Origin of the sequence: Mycobacterium sp. 48b (assembly GCF_048282725.1) — a bacterium.
Taxonomy (GTDB): domain Bacteria; phylum Actinomycetota; class Actinomycetes; order Mycobacteriales; family Mycobacteriaceae; genus Mycobacterium.
This window is the reverse complement of sequence record NZ_JBLVUL010000001.1, coordinates 6,237,193-6,251,749: the sequence shown is the minus strand read 5'-3', so window position 1 is coordinate 6,251,749 and position 14,557 is coordinate 6,237,193. Positions and strand designations below refer to the sequence as shown.

Below are 14,557 nucleotides of genomic sequence, written 5' to 3'. Positions count from 1 at the left end.
ATCCGACGAACGACGGTGCCGGGATCCGACAGGCCGCGCGAGATTACTTCTGACGACTTCCCGCTACTTCTGCAGCGTGAACTGATGCACGCTGATGTGACCCGAGGCGAAGTACTTCTGGCAGCCGTTGAGGTACTTGTCGTAGCGGTCGTAGACCTCTTGGCCCTGGATCGCAATCGCCTCGTCCTTGTGGGCCTCCAGGGCGTCGGCCCAGATCTTCAGCGTCCGGACGTAGTGCGGCCCGATCTCCTGCAGCTGGGTGATCTTGAACCCGGCTTCGGTGGCTTTCTCTTCCTCCATCGACACCGAGGGCAGCCGGCCGCCGGGGAAGATCTCGGTCATGATGAACCGGGCGAACCGGGCGTCTTCGAACGTCATGTGCAGGCCGAGCTTCTGGCCTTGGCGCAGGTCGAATCCGGTGATGTTGTGCAGCAACATGGTTCCGTCGTCGGGCAGCGCGTTGTAGGCCGTCTCGAAAAACGCCGGATACCGCTCGAATCCGAAATGTTCGAAAGCACCGATCGACACGATGCGGTCGACTTTGTCGTTGAACTCCTCCCAGCCCTGCAGCCGAACTTCGACATTGCGCTCGGTGGGCACCTTGGAGAGCTTTTCGATGGCGTATTCACGCTGCTCGCCACTCAACGTCAGGCCGATGACATTGACGTCGTACTTCTCGATCGCCCGCGCCATGCACGCGCCCCATCCGCACCCGATGTCGAGCAGGGTCATGCCGGGCTCAAGTCCCAGCTTGCCCAGCGCCAGGTCGAACTTGGCGAGCTGCGCCTCGTCCCCCGTCATGTCGTCGCGCTCGAAATAGCCGCACGTGTACCCCATTGTGGGGCCCAGAAACAGTTCGTAGAATTCGTTGGAAATGTCGTAGATCGACTGCAGTTCTTCATATTTCGGTGTCAATTTGGACATATTCGAATTGCTCCAAGCCCTAGAGTTCTCCCCGCGAATGTCAGAGTACCGCAGACAACCGCTGCGACCCCGGCACCACCACTATCACGGGATTTTGTCGGCAAACAAGATCAAGTTGCTGAATCTGTCAATTGTGCTTATTTTCCTGCGGAGATCGGTGACCGGGTACCGCGGGAGCGAAGAAAATTAACTCGCGACATGCAGGGTGAACTGGTTGACGTCGGTGTAGCCCTGCCGGAAGAGCTTCGCGCAGCCGGTGAGGTAGCGCATGTAGCGGTCGTAGACCTCTTGAGACTGGGTCCGGATCGCCTCGTCGCGACGGGCCTCCAGGTTGGCCGCCCAGATGTCGAGAGTGTGCGCGTAGTGCGGCTGCAGTGATTGTCGCCGGGTCAGGGTGAACGAGGCGCGCTGCGCATGCTCTTCGACCATCTCGACGGTGGGCAACCGCCCGCCCGGGAAGATCTCGGTGAGGATGAACTTGATGAACTTGGCCAGCTCGAAGGTGAGCGGTATGCCCATGTCGTGGGCGTTACGGGGGTGAATCCCGGTGATGGTGTGCAGCAGCATCACCCCGTCGGGCGGTAGCGCCCGGTGGGCGAAGCTGAAGAAGTCGTCGTAGCGATCGGGACCGAAGTGCTCGAAGGCCCCGATCGAAACGATCCGGTCCACCGGCTCGTCGAACTCTTCCCATCCGGCCAGCAGCACCCGTTTGGAACGTGGGCTGTCGGATTTGTCGAACGTCTCCTGGACGTGCGCGGCCTGGTTGCGGCTCAGCGTGAGGCCGACGACATTGACGTCGTAGCGCTCCAACGCCCGCCTCATCGTGGCGCCCCACCCGCATCCGACGTCGAGCAAGGTCATTCCCGGTTGCAGTCCTAGCTTGCCCAGCGCCAGGTCGATCTTGGCGAGCTGGGCTTCTTCGAGCGTCATGCCATCGCGTTCGAAATACGCGCAGCTGTACGTCCGCGTCGGATCCAGAAACAGGGCGAAGAAATCGTCGGACAGGTCGTAGTGGGCCTGTACGTCGTCGAAATGGGGTGTGAGATTGGCCGGCTGTTTTGCCATACGGCGCCTAACGAAGAAGACGGACTGGCGAGAGCCGCACTAAGCCACGTCTTGACCTAGCCGCCCCCCCAGACTGCTGTAAGAAACAGTAGAGCGGCTTCGGCCAGCTACCGAGCTTTCTGGCACCGGCAAAGTGGTGTTCGGGTAATTAACGTTGCAGACGCAGAAATCAGGCCGAGCTCGCGAAGTTCGTCTTGAGCTCGCCGACGATCTCGTCCCACACGGGCTCGGGCAGCTCGTGGCCCATCCCGTCGATCAACACCAGCCGGGCGCCGTCGATCGCGCGGGCCACCGCCCGACCCCCGAACGGGCGCATCAGCCGGTCGGAGCGGCCGTGGATCACCACGGTGGGTGCGCTGATCCGCTTGTCGTGGTGGCGCAGGCTGCCGCTGCCGAGGATGGCATCGAAATGCCGGGCGATCCCGGCCGGGTAGTAGGCGCGGTCGTACAGTTCGGCGGCCTGGGCCCGGATCTCCGCCTCGGGGGTCGGGTAACCGGGGCTGCCGTTGATCCTGCTGATCCGAACTGCGTTGTCGATGATGGCATCTCGCGACGAATCGGCGGGCGGACCGGTGATCACCGACAGCAGTTGTCTGATGCCGGGCGGCGGCAGCAGCGGCTGGTTGTTGCTGGAGAAGATCACCGCCAGCGACTTCGTGCGCTGGGCGTACCGGGACGCGAATACCTGGGCGATCATGCCGCCCATCGAGCCGCCGACGATGTGGGCGTCGTCGATGTCGAGGTGATCGAGCAGGGCGGCAGCGTCATCGGCGACGTCTTCGAGTGTGTAGACCGACGGGCTGCGCAGGCCCAGAAACGAGCGGGCCATCCGCAGCGACAGCGGAGAGTCCACCCGCTTACCCGACAGCTTGGTGGACAGGCCCACATCGCGGTTGTCGTACCGGATCACCCGCAAGCCCTGGTTCACCAGCTTTTCGCAGAAACCGGTGCGCCACAACAGCATCTGCGCGCCCAGACCCATGATCAGCAACACGGCCGGATCGTTGGGGTCACCCATGTCCTCGTAGTAGAGGTCGACGTCGCCTGGTTCCGCGGACGACTTGGCGAATCCGGACCGCACCTTCATACCGGCCAACTCAGGCCTCGTCCCCGTCGTCGTCCTGCTTGTGCTCACGGCCGATGTCCACCATGAAGTTGGCGAAGTACCCGGTGAGCTGGGGATCGTTCATCATCTGCCACTTGGGCGCCAGCAGCTTCATGTAGCGCTCGACGTAGAGGAACTGCTTGCCGATCAACACCAATTCGCGCGGCAGTTTGACGTCGTAGGCGTCGGCAAGCGCCGACAGCTGCTTGCCGATTTCGGCGTAGGACATATCGCCGAGCGACTTCATGGTGAGGGGGGTGGCAAACTTTTCCAGGTCCTTGGCGGCCTGCGCCTCTGGCTTCACCGTCCCCACGGCCCCCATCAGCACCACGATCTTGCCCGCGGCCGCATGGTCCTTCTTGACCAGCAGGGCGTACACGAGCTCACGCAACAGCCACCGGGTGCGCGGGTCGATGCGGCCCATGATGCCGAAGTCGAAGAACACGACCTTGCCGTCGTCGTCGACGTAGAGATTGCCCGCATGCAGGTCCCCGTGAAACAGGCCGTGCTTCAGGCCCCCCTCGAAGACGCTGAACAACAGGGCCTTGACCAGCTCGGTGCCGTCGAAACCCTTCTTGCGGATCGCGGCCACGTCGTCGATCCGCACGCCGGAGACCCGTTCCATCGTCAGCACCCGCTGGCTGGTCAGATCCCAGTACACCTGGGGTACCCGGATGTTCTCGCCGAGCGGGGAGGCGTGCATGTGCGACACCCACGCGTCCATCGACTGGGCTTCCAGCCGGAAGTCGAGCTCCTCGGCGAGATTGTCGGCGAAGTCGGCGACCACGTCCTGGGCCGACAACCGGCGGCCCAGCTTGGCGAGCTCGACGAGCTGCGCGCCACGCTTGAGGATCTGCAGGTCGGCGGCAACGCGGCGACGGATCCCCGGGCGCTGGATCTTGACCACCACCTCCTCGCCGCTGTGCAGCGTGGCGAAGTGCACCTGCGCGATCGAGGCCGAGGCGAACGGCTTTTCGTCGAAACTCTTGAACAGGTTCGTGGGCTCGTCGCCGAGTTCTTCGACGAAGAGCTTGTGCACCTCATCGGTGTCGGCCGGCGGTACCCGGTCGAGCAGGCTGCGGAATTCGCGGCTCAGCGGCTCACCGAAGGCGCCGGGACTCGACGCGATGATCTGGCCGAACTTGACGTAGGTGGGACCCAGATCCGAGAAGGTCTGCGGCACCTGCTTGATGATCTTCTGCTGCAGGGATCCGCGGCCGAACATGTTGGCGGCGACGCGGGCCCCGGTGCGGGTGATCTGCCATCCGGTGGCGCCGATACGGGCGGCCTCCACGGGCAACGGCACCCGACTCAACCTGGCGACCTCACGGTGCTTGGTTTTCGGCGGCGTAGTGCTCATAGCTGCAGTGTCTCAAAGGCCACGGTGCGGCCAAAAACATCTGTGCCGTGCGTCACACCGACGCGAAACTCTCTTCGACCTCTTCGCGGCTGAGGATCGGGTCGCTGCCGGGCACGTAGGCGGGCTCGGTGTGGGGCACGGTGGTCCCGGCGGAGACCCGCTTTTGTGCTGCCCGGAACTCCAGGGTCGTGCCCGCCGCGGTGTGCAGTCCGTTGATGATCGACCACACCAGGGCGCGCCTGCCGGCCCGCTCGATCGGGTTCGGGTCGGTGTGTCCGATCAGCTGCTTGGCCCACTTCGGCATGGTGTCGCGAATCGCCCAGTCCACGGCGCTCTGCGGCATCGGAAGGTTGGAGCCGGTGGCCATGGCCGCACCGTGGGTGAGCGCCAGCTTGGGCAGATAGGAGTGCAGGCAGTCCAGTGTCTCGGCCTTGGTTTCGGGCAGATCGGTGCCGCCCAGGGCGTGTCCGACGCGGATGAACTCCCCGTAGTAACGGTCAAGTTTCTTACCGCGCAACGGATTCGGATGGTAGATCTCGTGTGCGGTGGCCAGCCCCCACACCACGGTCGCGTAGTTCCAGCGCAGCCAGTCCGGGTCGTCGGCGTCATAGACGGCGCCGTCGGGGCGGGTGCCCTTGATGGTGTGGTGCATGGCCCGCACCGTCTTGGCCACCCGTTCGGCGGTCTCGGTGTTGCCGTAGGCGGTGCCGATGAAGAACGCGATGGAATGTCCCAGGCGTACCGCTGCACCCTGCGGGTCGATGACGGGGACGGCGGTGCCGTTCTCGTCGCGCTTGACCAACCGCGAATGGTGCATGCCCATCCAGTAGATCGACGGATCGAGGCGCTCGATGTAGGCCGCGCACTGCAGGCCGAAGATCAGCGCCTCGGTGTGAGAGTGGACATGCCAGACCGCGCTGCCCGGACCGAACCATCCCGGATCGCCCGCGGGCCCGGCGAACTCCATGCCGCGGAAGTAGTGCTGACGAATGTCCTTGTCGAACTTCCGCTGCAGCATCTGCTCGAGCACCTGGTGCGGCATGTCCACCGTGAACCCCCTTCTGGTTACGTCTGTAGCCAGAATACATTTTGGGTACGGGTGTGACCAGACTTAAGCTGAAGGAATGCCGGAAACGTCCAGCCCGACGCGATGGGCCGGCGTGCCGTTGACGGACCGCCGCGCCGAACGCCGCGCGCTGCTCGTCGACGCGGCATTCCGGCTCTTCGGAGACGGTGGTGAGGTCGCGACGTCGGTGCGTTCGGTCTGCCGCGAATGCGGCCTCAACACCCGCTACTTCTACGAGAGCTTCGCCGACACCGACGAACTGCTCGGTGCGGTCTACGACCAGGTGAGTGCGGCCCTGGCAGCCGATGTCGACGCCGCGATGGCCGGGGCCGGCGACTCCGTGCGGGCCCGGACCCGCGCCGGAATCGCCGCGGTGCTGGGCTTCAGTTCAGCAGACCCGCGGCGGGGACGGGTGCTGTTCACCGATGCCAGGGCCAACCCCGTGTTGGCCGCCCGGCGCGCGGCGACCCAGGACCTGTTGCGCGAGGCCGTGGTGTCCGAGGGTGGCCGGCTCAACCCGGGCTCGGACCCGGTCGCCGCCCAGGTCGGCGCGGCCATGTACACGGGGGCGATGGCCGAGCTCGCCCAGCAGTGGCTGGGCGGGAGCCTGGGCGACGACCTTGAGGTCGTGGTGGATTACGCGTTGCGGCTGGTTCTCGGTGCCGCCAATTAGGCCTCGATGGGCCGCCAGCGCTTGATCCATTCGGTCTCGGGCCACTGCTCCTCGGCCGCCATCAACTCGTACATCGTTGCGCGGTCGATGGATTCGCGGATGATGTCGGCATGGCCGGCGTGCCGGCTGAGTTCCTCGATCAGGTGCATGGCGACCCAGCGCACCGACCAGTAGTCGACGTCCTGCGGGAACCACGGCACATCGTGTGGCACCGGCACCGCGGTGTCGAGGTCCCGCTCGGCGAGAACCCGCAGCGTCTCGGCATTCTGGACCTTGAACGCCTCGAGTAGGCCGGCAAGGGTCTCGTCCTCGCGCATCACGTGCAGGTCGGCGTACTCGGCCGCCTTTTCCTCGAATGGGCGGGTATCCGGCGGCGGGAACTGTGGCGCGTGCTCGGCGCGGTCGGCCCAGCCCTTCTGTACGGCGGTGACGTGCTTGATCAGACCGCCGACCGACAGCGCGCTCACCGACGGGGTGGATCGGGCCTGCTCGTCGGTCAGGCCGTGCGCCACCGCGAGGAAGGCGTTCTGCTGAAAGGCGACGAACTCGATCAGGGTCTGACGTTCGTCGTTGGCGGGCGGGGGCATTCCTGGCATGGTTCAGTTCTCCTTGTTGTGGGCTGTTTGGCTGGAGTGCGCGTAAAGGTCACGGATGCAGGCGATTTCGGCGCCGTGGTGGATTACCTCCCGGTTGATGTGCAGGACCAGCACGGACATCGGCTCATTACCGTACGGTCCCTCGGCGGGCCCGCACGGCTTCTGCAGGGCGTTGTCGTCGAGGCTTCTGACCCCGTCGGTCCAATGTCGGTATGTGTCGTCGAGTTGTTTCAGGGCCGTGGCCGCGTCGGTGGCGTACGGCCAGGACTCGTAGTCGGCCGGCGGTCCGCCGAAGTGTGAGTGGTTGCGCATCGCGAACACGCCGACGATCACGTGCGCCAGTCGCCACGCGATGGTGGTGAACGGTTCTGGTTGTGGCGGTGGATAACTGAAGTCGATGGCGCCGTCGGGGTGAACGGTCCAGCAGTCTTTCACCGGCTGCCAGAAGTATTCGTCGTCGGTCAGGCCGTCCAATCGCGGCCTCAGTTGATGGGTCCAGTGGAAGTCCAGTTGGTCGGCCAGGAGGTTTGTCCACATGAGATAACCGTCTCACGCATATAGGACAGATTCGGTCCTAAAAGTGCGGCACACTTCTTGCATGGCTGTGAGCAGCGAAACCACCGGCCGGGTGCTGCAACTCCTCGGACTGCTGCAATCGCGCCGGGTGTGGACGGGTGAGGAGCTGGCCGAACGGCTCGACGTCACCACGCGCAGCGTCCGTCGCGACATCGAGCGGTTGCGCGAACTCGGGTACCCCGTCCACGCCAGCAAGGGCCAGGGCGGCGGGTACCAACTCGGTGCGGGCGCGGCGCTGCCACCGCTTCTGCTCGACCCCGACGAAGCCGTCGCGATGGCGGTCTGCCTACGGCTCGCTGCCGGCGGAAGCGTCGCCGGCGTCGGCGAATCCGCCCTCCGAGCCCTGTCCAAGCTCGACCAGGTCATGCCCGCGCGGTTGCGTTCGCAGGTCTCGGCGGTGCACGACGCCACCGTCACCCTGGCGCCCAACGCGTCGGACGCGCCCGTGGAGCCCGATGTACTGATGACCCTGGCCCGGGCCTGCCGCGACCACGAACACGTCAGCGCCGACTACACCGACATCAGGGGCAACCACACCCAGCGACGGTTGGAGCCCTATCACCTGGTGACCACTGGACGGCGCTGGTACCTGATGACCTACGACCGTGACCGCGAAGACTGGCGCAGCCTGCGGCTGGACCGGATGTCGGAGGTCGTGGCGCGCGGCACCACGTTCACGCCACGGGACGCGCCGGACGCAGCCGACTACGTGCGGCGGGCGATCAGTTCCTCGCCCTACCGCTACACAGCCCGGGTGCGGTATCAGGCACCGCAAGAGGTTGTCGCACAGAAGTTTCCACCGGCGTCGGCCACGGTGGAGGCCGACGGCCCCGACACTTGCATCGTCACCGCCGGCGCCGACGACCCTGAGCGCATGGTGCTGTATTTCGCCACCGTGGGCCATGACTTCGAAGTACTCGAACCGCCCGAGGTGGCTGCTGCCGTGGGAGTCGTCGCCGCGCGCCTGCACGCCGCCCTCCCGGGGCACTAGGTGATGCCGAGCCGGTCGATGAGCATCAGGAACGCGGCGGCGAAGTCGTTGTCGGCGGTCGCGACCCGCACCACGTCCCAGTCGACCTGCTCGCGGACCGCGCGGGCGGCCGGCAGGAGTGCCGCGAAGTCGCAGTGGTGTTCGTTGAGCGAGCGCAGCTTCTCCGACACCACCACCGTCGGCGGCAGGACCGGCATCCGGATGGCCAGCACATCGAGCACCTCGGCGGTTCCCAGCATGGCCGCGTCCACCGATGCCCCGTTGAGCTGGTAGAGCACGTCGACCAGGACGTCGTCATCGGGATAGGCCTTGAACAACCAGTCCTCGGGGACGTGCACGATCTGAAATCCGGCTTTGCGCAACGCCACCTCGGCCGCCTCGGCGTCACTCTCGGCCACCACGAAATCGACGTCGTGCACGGGCTCGGGCGCACCGTAGACCCACAGCGCGTAGCTGCCCGCCAGCGCGAACTGCGGCCCGTGCGCCTTGAACGCCGACGCGGCGCGCTTCAGCGCGTCACGCAGTGCGTCGTTGCGGTCGAGCATGTGCCGTCCCGGGTCGGTGGGGGCATCGATGATGGAGCCGATGCAGTTGTGGGTACTGAGTACCCATGCGGCTGGCCACTTTCAACATCCTGCACGGACGCAGTGTTCACGACGGCGAAGTCCACCTGGGCAGACTCGCTGCCGCGGTGGCCGAACTCGACGCCGACATCCTGGCGCTGCAGGAAGTCGACCTCGATCAGCCGCGCTCGGGCAAGGCCGACCTGACGGCCGTGGCCGCCGAGGCGATGAACGCCGTGCACCACCGGTTCGTGGCGGCGATCTCCGGAACACCGGGTGCCACCTGGATGGCTGCCACCGGGCGTGAACAACCCGGAACCGCCGCCTACGGCATCGCCCTGCTCACCCGGTACCCCGTCGAGAACTGGCAGGTGCTGCGCCTGCCGCGGATACCCGTGCGGTTTCCGATGTACGTCTCGGGGATCCGCCGGTTCCGCATCGTTCACGAGGAGCCCCGGGCGGCGATGGTGGCCCGAGTCGACACCCCGCTCGGCCCGATCTCGGTGGCCAACACCCACCTGTCGTTCGTGCCGGGGTGGAACCGGGTGCAACTGCGGCACCTCCTGCGCGACCTGAGCGGCTTTCCCGGGCCGCGGGTTCTCATGGGAGACCTGAACTCGGGCGCGCCGGAGCACTGGCGTCAGCTGGCGGCCGCGCCGACCTTTCCGGCCGACACGCCGACGACACAACTCGACCACATCCTCACCGACGACCCCACGCTGGCCGCCACCGCATCCGCCGCACCGCACCTACCGATTTCGGATCATCGGGCTCTGGTCGTCGACATTTCGGTGCCGTGAAGTCGTAGGGTTTTCCAGATGCACGTCACGTCAGTGGAGACGACGGAGCTGTTTGCCGGGCCGGACGATGCCCCTCGGCAGCTGGTTCGGGTGCGATACGAGGCCTGCGCCTCACCGACGCCGGTACGGGTCAGCGGCGACGGGCTCTCCGGCGAGGCGATGGCTGCCGCCGGTGACGGCACCGTCGAGATACCGGTGGACGTCGAGCGAGGTGTGCCCGGCGAGATCCGGCGCGCCCGCGTGGGCTCGACCGACTTCGAGTTCACCGTCGCCGAACCCGGCTGGACCATGTACATGATCAGCCATTTCCACTACGACCCCGTCTGGTGGAACACCCAGGCCGCCTACACCAGCGTGTGGACCGAGGACCCACCCGGCCAATGCCGCCAGACCAACGGGTTCGACCTGGTGCACGCACATCTGGAAATGGCTCGCCGCGAACCGGAATACAAGTTCGTGCTGGCCGAGGTGGACTATCTCAAGCCCTACTGGGACGCCCGCCCAGAAGACCGGGCCGATCTGCGCCGGTTCATCGCCGAGGGCCGGGTTGAGATCATGGGTGGCACCTACAACGAGCCCAACACCAACCTCACCAGCCCCGAGACCGCGATTCGGAACTTCGTGTCGGGCATGGGTTTCCAGCGTGACGTGTTGGGCGCTGACCCGGCCACGGCCTGGCAGCTCGACGTGTTCGGGCACGACCCGCAGTTCCCCGGGATGGCGGCCGACGTCGGCCTGACCTCCAGTTCGTGGGCGCGTGGGCCGCATCACCAGTGGGGGCCGATGCAGAACGACGGCGACCCCGAGCGCATGCAGTTCGCGAGCGAGTTCGAGTGGATCGCCCCCTCGGGGCGAGGACTTCTGACCCACTACATGCCCGCCCACTATTCGGCCGGATGGTGGATGGACTCCGCTGCCTCACTGGCCGAGGCCGAAGAATCCACCTACGCGCTCTTCACGAAACTGAAGCGAGTTGCGTTGACCCGCAACGTGCTCCTGCCGGTCGGCACCGACTACACCCCGCCCAACAAATGGGTCACCCAGATCCACCGCGATTGGAACTCGCGGTACGTCTGGCCGAAGTTCGTGTGCGCGCTACCGTCCGAATTCTTCACCGCGGTGCGGGCCGAAGTCGACGAGCGCGGGATCACGCCGTCCCCACAGACCCGTGACATGAACCCGATCTACACCGGCAAGGACGTCTCCTACATCGACACCAAACAGGCCAACCGGGCTGCCGAGGATGCGGTGCTCGACGCCGAGCGGTTCTCGGTGTTCGCCGGGCTGCTCGGGGGAGCGGACTATCCTCAGGCCGCCATGGCCAAGGCCTGGGTGCAGCTGGCCTACGGCGCGCATCACGACGCCATCACCGGATCGGAATCCGACCAGGTCTACCTCGACCTGCTGACCGGCTGGCGCGACGCCTGGGAACTCGGCGTCACCGCCCGGGACAACGCGTTGCGCGTGTTGTCGCGCGCCGTCGGCGGGTTCGGCGGGCAGGAGCGCAGCGACCGGGGGTTGAGCTTCGGCGGGCAGGAGCGCAGCGACCCGGGGCTGAGGACGGTGGTGGTGTGGAATGCCGTGGCGCACCACCGCACCGACATCGTCACAGTGCACCTGGACGCACCGTTCGCCGGCGCGCTGCTCGACGGCGACGGCAACGAGGTACCGGTGCTGGTCGAACACGACGGTGCCACGGTGAGCTGGCTGGCCCGTGACGTTCCGTCGCTGGGCTGGCAGTCCTACCGCTTCGTCTCCGGGGCGGCGCGCGGTTGGGAACCGCTGGCCGGGGCCGAGATCAGCAACGGCCGGTTCCGGCTGCGCGTCGATGCGGCGCGTGGTGGCGGGGTGTGCTCACTTGTGGACGACGGACGCGAGCTCATCGCCGACGGCGCCGTCGGTAACGAACTCGCTGTCTACGAGGAGTATTCGGCCCACCCCGTAGCCGGGGAAGGACCCTGGCACCTGCTGCCCACGGGTCCGGTGGTCTGCTCCTCGGCCGGTCTGGCCGACGACGTGCAGTGCTACCAGAGCCCGCTCGGGCAGCGGGTGGTCGTGAAGGGCCGCATCGGAGATCTGCTGCGCTACACCCAGATCATCACGCTGTGGTCGGGTGTGGACCGCGTCGACTGTCGCACCGTGATCGACGAGTTCGTCGGTGCCGACCGCCTGGTGCGGCTGCGCTGGCCCTGCCCGGTACCCGGTGCGTTGCCGGTGAGCGAGGTGGGCGACGCGGTGATCGGCCGCGGGTTCGGGCTGCTGCACGACGGTTCGGATCATCACGCCGTTGATGCCGCGCAACACCCGTGGACACTGGACAACCCGGCCTACGGCTGGTTCGGGCTGTCCTCGGCGGTGCGGGTGCGTATCGGTTCGGCGGTGCGGGCGGTCTCGGTGGCCGAGGTGGTCGCTCCCGACGGTGTGAACCCCCGCGATCTGATGGTGGCCCTGGTCCGCGCCGGCGTCACCGCGACCTGCAGCGCCGCCGACAAGCCGCGCTACGGCGACCTCAGCGTGGACTCCAACCTGCCCGATACCCGGTTCGCGCTCGGCGGTCCCGATGAAAACCCCTTCACTGCAGCCGTCCTCGCCGAGGCGGAGGTCGCCTACGCCGACGAACTCAAACGTCAGATCGACGCCACCGGATCCGCTCGGGTGTGGGTGCCTGCTGCCGCGCCGTTGACCGAGCACTGGGTGCCCGGTGCCGACCTGCGCGGCGTGCGCACCCTGCCGGTGCTGATCCTGGCCGGCGACCTCGATGCGGTGGTCGACGAGTTGGGCCGCGCCGAAATCATGGTCACCCAGCAGGCTCCCGCGGCCGCCGAGCCGTTCGAGGCCCGCACGGTGGCGCTGCTGAATCGTGGGGTGCCGAGCTTCGCGGTCGAGCCGGACGGCACCCTGCACACGTCACTCATGCGGTCCTGCACCGGTTGGCCGTCCGGCACCTGGATCGATCCGCCCCGGCGCACGGCGCCGGACGGCTCCAACTTCCAATTGCAGCACTGGACACACACATTCGACTACGTACTGGTCAGCGGTGAAGGCGATTGGCGGGACGCGGGAGTCGCCCCCAGCGCCGCCGAATTCAACCGTCCGCTGCAGCCGGTGGTGATCGACTCGGACGCCGGCGGCGGGCTGCCGGTGTGGGGATCCCTGCTGGAGATCGAGCCCGCCGGGGCCGTGCAACTCGGCGCGCTCAAGGCCGCCGGGAATCCGCTGGCGTCGGGCAGTGTGCGCAGCACCGACCCGGCCGACGGGGTAACGGTCCGTCTGGTCGAGATCACCGGTAACGCCGCAGAGGTCACCATCCGCTCCGGGCTGCGCGCGGTGTCGGCCGCCGCCAACCTGAACCTGCTCGAAGAGCCGGAGCCGGAGCAGCCGTCGGATCTGAGGCTGCACGGCTATCAGATCGCCACGGTGTCCACCCAGCTCAACCTGCCCAGGATGTTGCGCGCCGAGCATCGCCAGTTGGCCCCCGAGGCTGAGGCGGCTCAGCCGCTGTACGCCCGGTACTGGCTGCACAATCGCGGCCCTGCGCCGCTGGGCGGCCTGCCCGCCGTGGCGTATCTGCACCCGGAAAGCATTGCCGGACAACCTGGTACCGAACTCGTTGTCCGCTTGACGGCGGCCAGCGACTGCACCGATGCCGCGCTGCACGGAAAGGTCAGGCTGACCGCGCCGGTGGGGTGGGAGGTGCAACCCGCCGAGCTGCCGTATGTGCTGCCTCCCGGCGAGCATCTGGAAACCGAGGTGGTGCTCGGCATCCCGGCCGGGGCCGCACCCGGGCTGTACCCGTTGCGAGCCGAACTCGCGGTCACCGGTGGAGGAGCGGCCCTGCCGCCGTCGTGGCGGCAGGTGGTCGAGGACATCTGCGTCGTCACCGTCGGTGAGCCCGGTGGCCAGATGCTTAAACTGATATCCGAGCCGCAGGCGGTCGACGTCAGGGCCGGTGAGACGGCGCGACTGACGATCACGATCGGCACCGACGGACTCGCTGCTCTGACCGCCGAGGCGCACCTCATCAGCCCGTGGGGGACGTGGGAATGGATGGGACCCGCTGCCGTGGGTGCCGAACTGCCCGCGGGCGGTACGGCTGAGATCGGGTTCGACGTCGCGCCGCCGTCGTGGGTCGAGCCGGGGGAGTGGTGGGCGCTGATCCGGGTGGGATGCGCCGGGCGCTTGATCTACTCACCGGCCGTGAAGGTCACGGTCCGATGAACCACGTGGCGTGGGCGGCGAGGGTGGCCGGAAAGCCGGTGTCGATCAACGAGATCGACGAGCGGGAGGCCGCGCTGCGGGCGGGCAACCGGGCCTCGGCGCTGCCCCGGCCCGGAACCAGCGAGGGACGTCAGGTGCGGCGCTGGCTCACCCAATTGGTGGCTGCCGAGCGGGTGCTCGACGGCGAGGCGCTGGCGCGCGGACTGTCCGGCGTAAGTGCTCCCACGCTGGAGGAGGTGCTGCCCGACACCTCGGCCCGGCTGGAGATCGGCAGTATCGCCGCGGCCACGCTGGGAACACCGTCGGCGCGGGCGGTGTACACCGACATCACTGCTGCGGTGGACGTTTCGGATGCCCAGGTGGCGGCGTATCACGCGCGCAACCCGCTGCGTTTCGCCGAGACGCGGGCCGGGTCGCACGGATGGCGCACGCGTCCTGTCGCGCCCTCCCTCGATGAGGTTCGCGATCGGATCGCCGCCCATCTGCGGGCCGCCGCGCGCAGGCAGGCCTTCCGGCAGTGGCTCGACGCGCGGTGCGCCGCCCTGGTCGAATTGGCGCCCGGGTACGAACATCCCGGTGACCCCCGCCAGCCGGACAACACGCACAAGCACTAGAGGTGA

At 67.1% G+C, this 14,557-nt stretch carries 13 protein-coding genes; 5 read left to right on the top strand and 8 right to left on the bottom strand.

The genetic code is table 11. The features are described 5' to 3' along the window. Nucleotides 1–63: 63 nt before the first annotated feature. From ACNQR1_RS30575 to ACNQR1_RS30555, 5 genes are all read right to left on the bottom strand, one after another. Nucleotides 64–924 carry a cyclopropane mycolic acid synthase family methyltransferase gene (locus ACNQR1_RS30575; protein WP_418049293.1) on the bottom strand — a complete coding sequence of 287 codons (861 nt, stop codon included), beginning with the start codon at nucleotides 922–924 and terminating at the stop codon, nucleotides 64–66. 186 nt (nucleotides 925–1,110) lie between these two features. Then, entirely contained in the window at nucleotides 1,111–1,989 is an 879-nt protein-coding gene (locus tag ACNQR1_RS30570; protein ID WP_418049292.1) for a cyclopropane mycolic acid synthase family methyltransferase, read from the bottom strand. Nucleotides 1,990–2,158: 169 nt separating this feature from the next. Continuing rightward, entirely contained in the window at nucleotides 2,159–3,076 is a 918-nt protein-coding gene (locus tag ACNQR1_RS30565) for an alpha/beta fold hydrolase (protein ID WP_418049291.1), read from the bottom strand. Nucleotides 3,077–3,086: 10 nt separating this feature from the next. Continuing rightward, complete coding sequence (locus tag ACNQR1_RS30560; RefSeq protein WP_418049290.1) at nucleotides 3,087–4,454, bottom strand: ABC1 kinase family protein; 1,368 nt, start codon at nucleotides 4,452–4,454, stop codon at nucleotides 3,087–3,089. A gap of 52 nt (nucleotides 4,455–4,506) precedes the next feature. Continuing rightward, nucleotides 4,507–5,502, bottom strand: coding sequence for an oxygenase MpaB family protein (locus ACNQR1_RS30555; protein ID WP_418049289.1), 996 nt, complete (start codon nucleotides 5,500–5,502; stop codon nucleotides 4,507–4,509). 76 nt (nucleotides 5,503–5,578) lie between these two features. On the opposite strand from ACNQR1_RS30555, the gene ACNQR1_RS30550 reads away from it, so the two are divergent. Next, nucleotides 5,579–6,193, top strand: coding sequence for a TetR/AcrR family transcriptional regulator (locus tag ACNQR1_RS30550; protein ID WP_418049288.1), 615 nt, complete (start codon nucleotides 5,579–5,581; stop codon nucleotides 6,191–6,193). On the opposite strand, the gene ACNQR1_RS30545 is transcribed toward ACNQR1_RS30550, so the two are convergent. Together ACNQR1_RS30545 and ACNQR1_RS30540 are read right to left on the bottom strand one after the other, a co-directional pair. Beyond that, nucleotides 6,190–6,789 (bottom strand): DinB family protein, encoded by a 600-nt coding sequence (locus tag ACNQR1_RS30545; RefSeq protein WP_418049287.1) that lies wholly within the window; start codon nucleotides 6,787–6,789, stop codon nucleotides 6,190–6,192. The genes ACNQR1_RS30550 and ACNQR1_RS30545 overlap by 4 nt on opposite strands. Before the next feature lie 3 nt (nucleotides 6,790–6,792). After that, complete coding sequence (locus tag ACNQR1_RS30540; protein ID WP_418049286.1) at nucleotides 6,793–7,326, bottom strand: DinB family protein; 534 nt, start codon at nucleotides 7,324–7,326, stop codon at nucleotides 6,793–6,795. Nucleotides 7,327–7,387: 61 nt separating this feature from the next. Here ACNQR1_RS30540 and ACNQR1_RS30535 point away from each other — a divergent pair, with 61 nt between their 5' ends. After that, nucleotides 7,388–8,356, top strand: a complete 969-nt coding sequence (locus ACNQR1_RS30535; RefSeq protein ID WP_418049285.1) for a helix-turn-helix transcriptional regulator — start codon at nucleotides 7,388–7,390, stop codon at nucleotides 8,354–8,356. Here ACNQR1_RS30535 and ACNQR1_RS30530 read toward each other — a convergent pair. Then, on the bottom strand, nucleotides 8,353–8,901 hold the full coding sequence (locus ACNQR1_RS30530; protein ID WP_418049284.1) for a hypothetical protein: 549 nt from the start codon (nucleotides 8,899–8,901) through the stop codon (nucleotides 8,353–8,355). The genes ACNQR1_RS30535 and ACNQR1_RS30530 overlap by 4 nt on opposite strands. A 65-nt stretch (nucleotides 8,902–8,966) precedes the next feature. Here ACNQR1_RS30530 and ACNQR1_RS30525 point away from each other — a divergent pair, with 65 nt between their 5' ends. Genes ACNQR1_RS30525 through ACNQR1_RS30515 form a run of 3 tightly spaced genes read left to right on the top strand, consistent with a single transcriptional unit; the run spans nucleotide 8,967 to nucleotide 14,551 of the window. Next, nucleotides 8,967–9,719, top strand: coding sequence for an endonuclease/exonuclease/phosphatase family protein (locus ACNQR1_RS30525; protein ID WP_418049283.1), 753 nt, complete (start codon nucleotides 8,967–8,969; stop codon nucleotides 9,717–9,719). Nucleotides 9,720–9,737: 18 nt separating this feature from the next. Continuing rightward, nucleotides 9,738–13,937, top strand: coding sequence for an NEW3 domain-containing protein (locus ACNQR1_RS30520; RefSeq protein WP_418049282.1), 4,200 nt, complete (start codon nucleotides 9,738–9,740; stop codon nucleotides 13,935–13,937). Then, the gene (locus ACNQR1_RS30515; RefSeq protein ID WP_418049281.1) at nucleotides 13,934–14,551 is read left to right on the top strand and encodes a malonyl CoA-ACP transacylase; all 618 of its coding nucleotides are present in this window, start codon (nucleotides 13,934–13,936) and stop codon (nucleotides 14,549–14,551) included. Before ACNQR1_RS30520 ends, ACNQR1_RS30515 begins: the two co-directional genes overlap by 4 nt. Nucleotides 14,552–14,557: the final 6 nt, after the last annotated feature.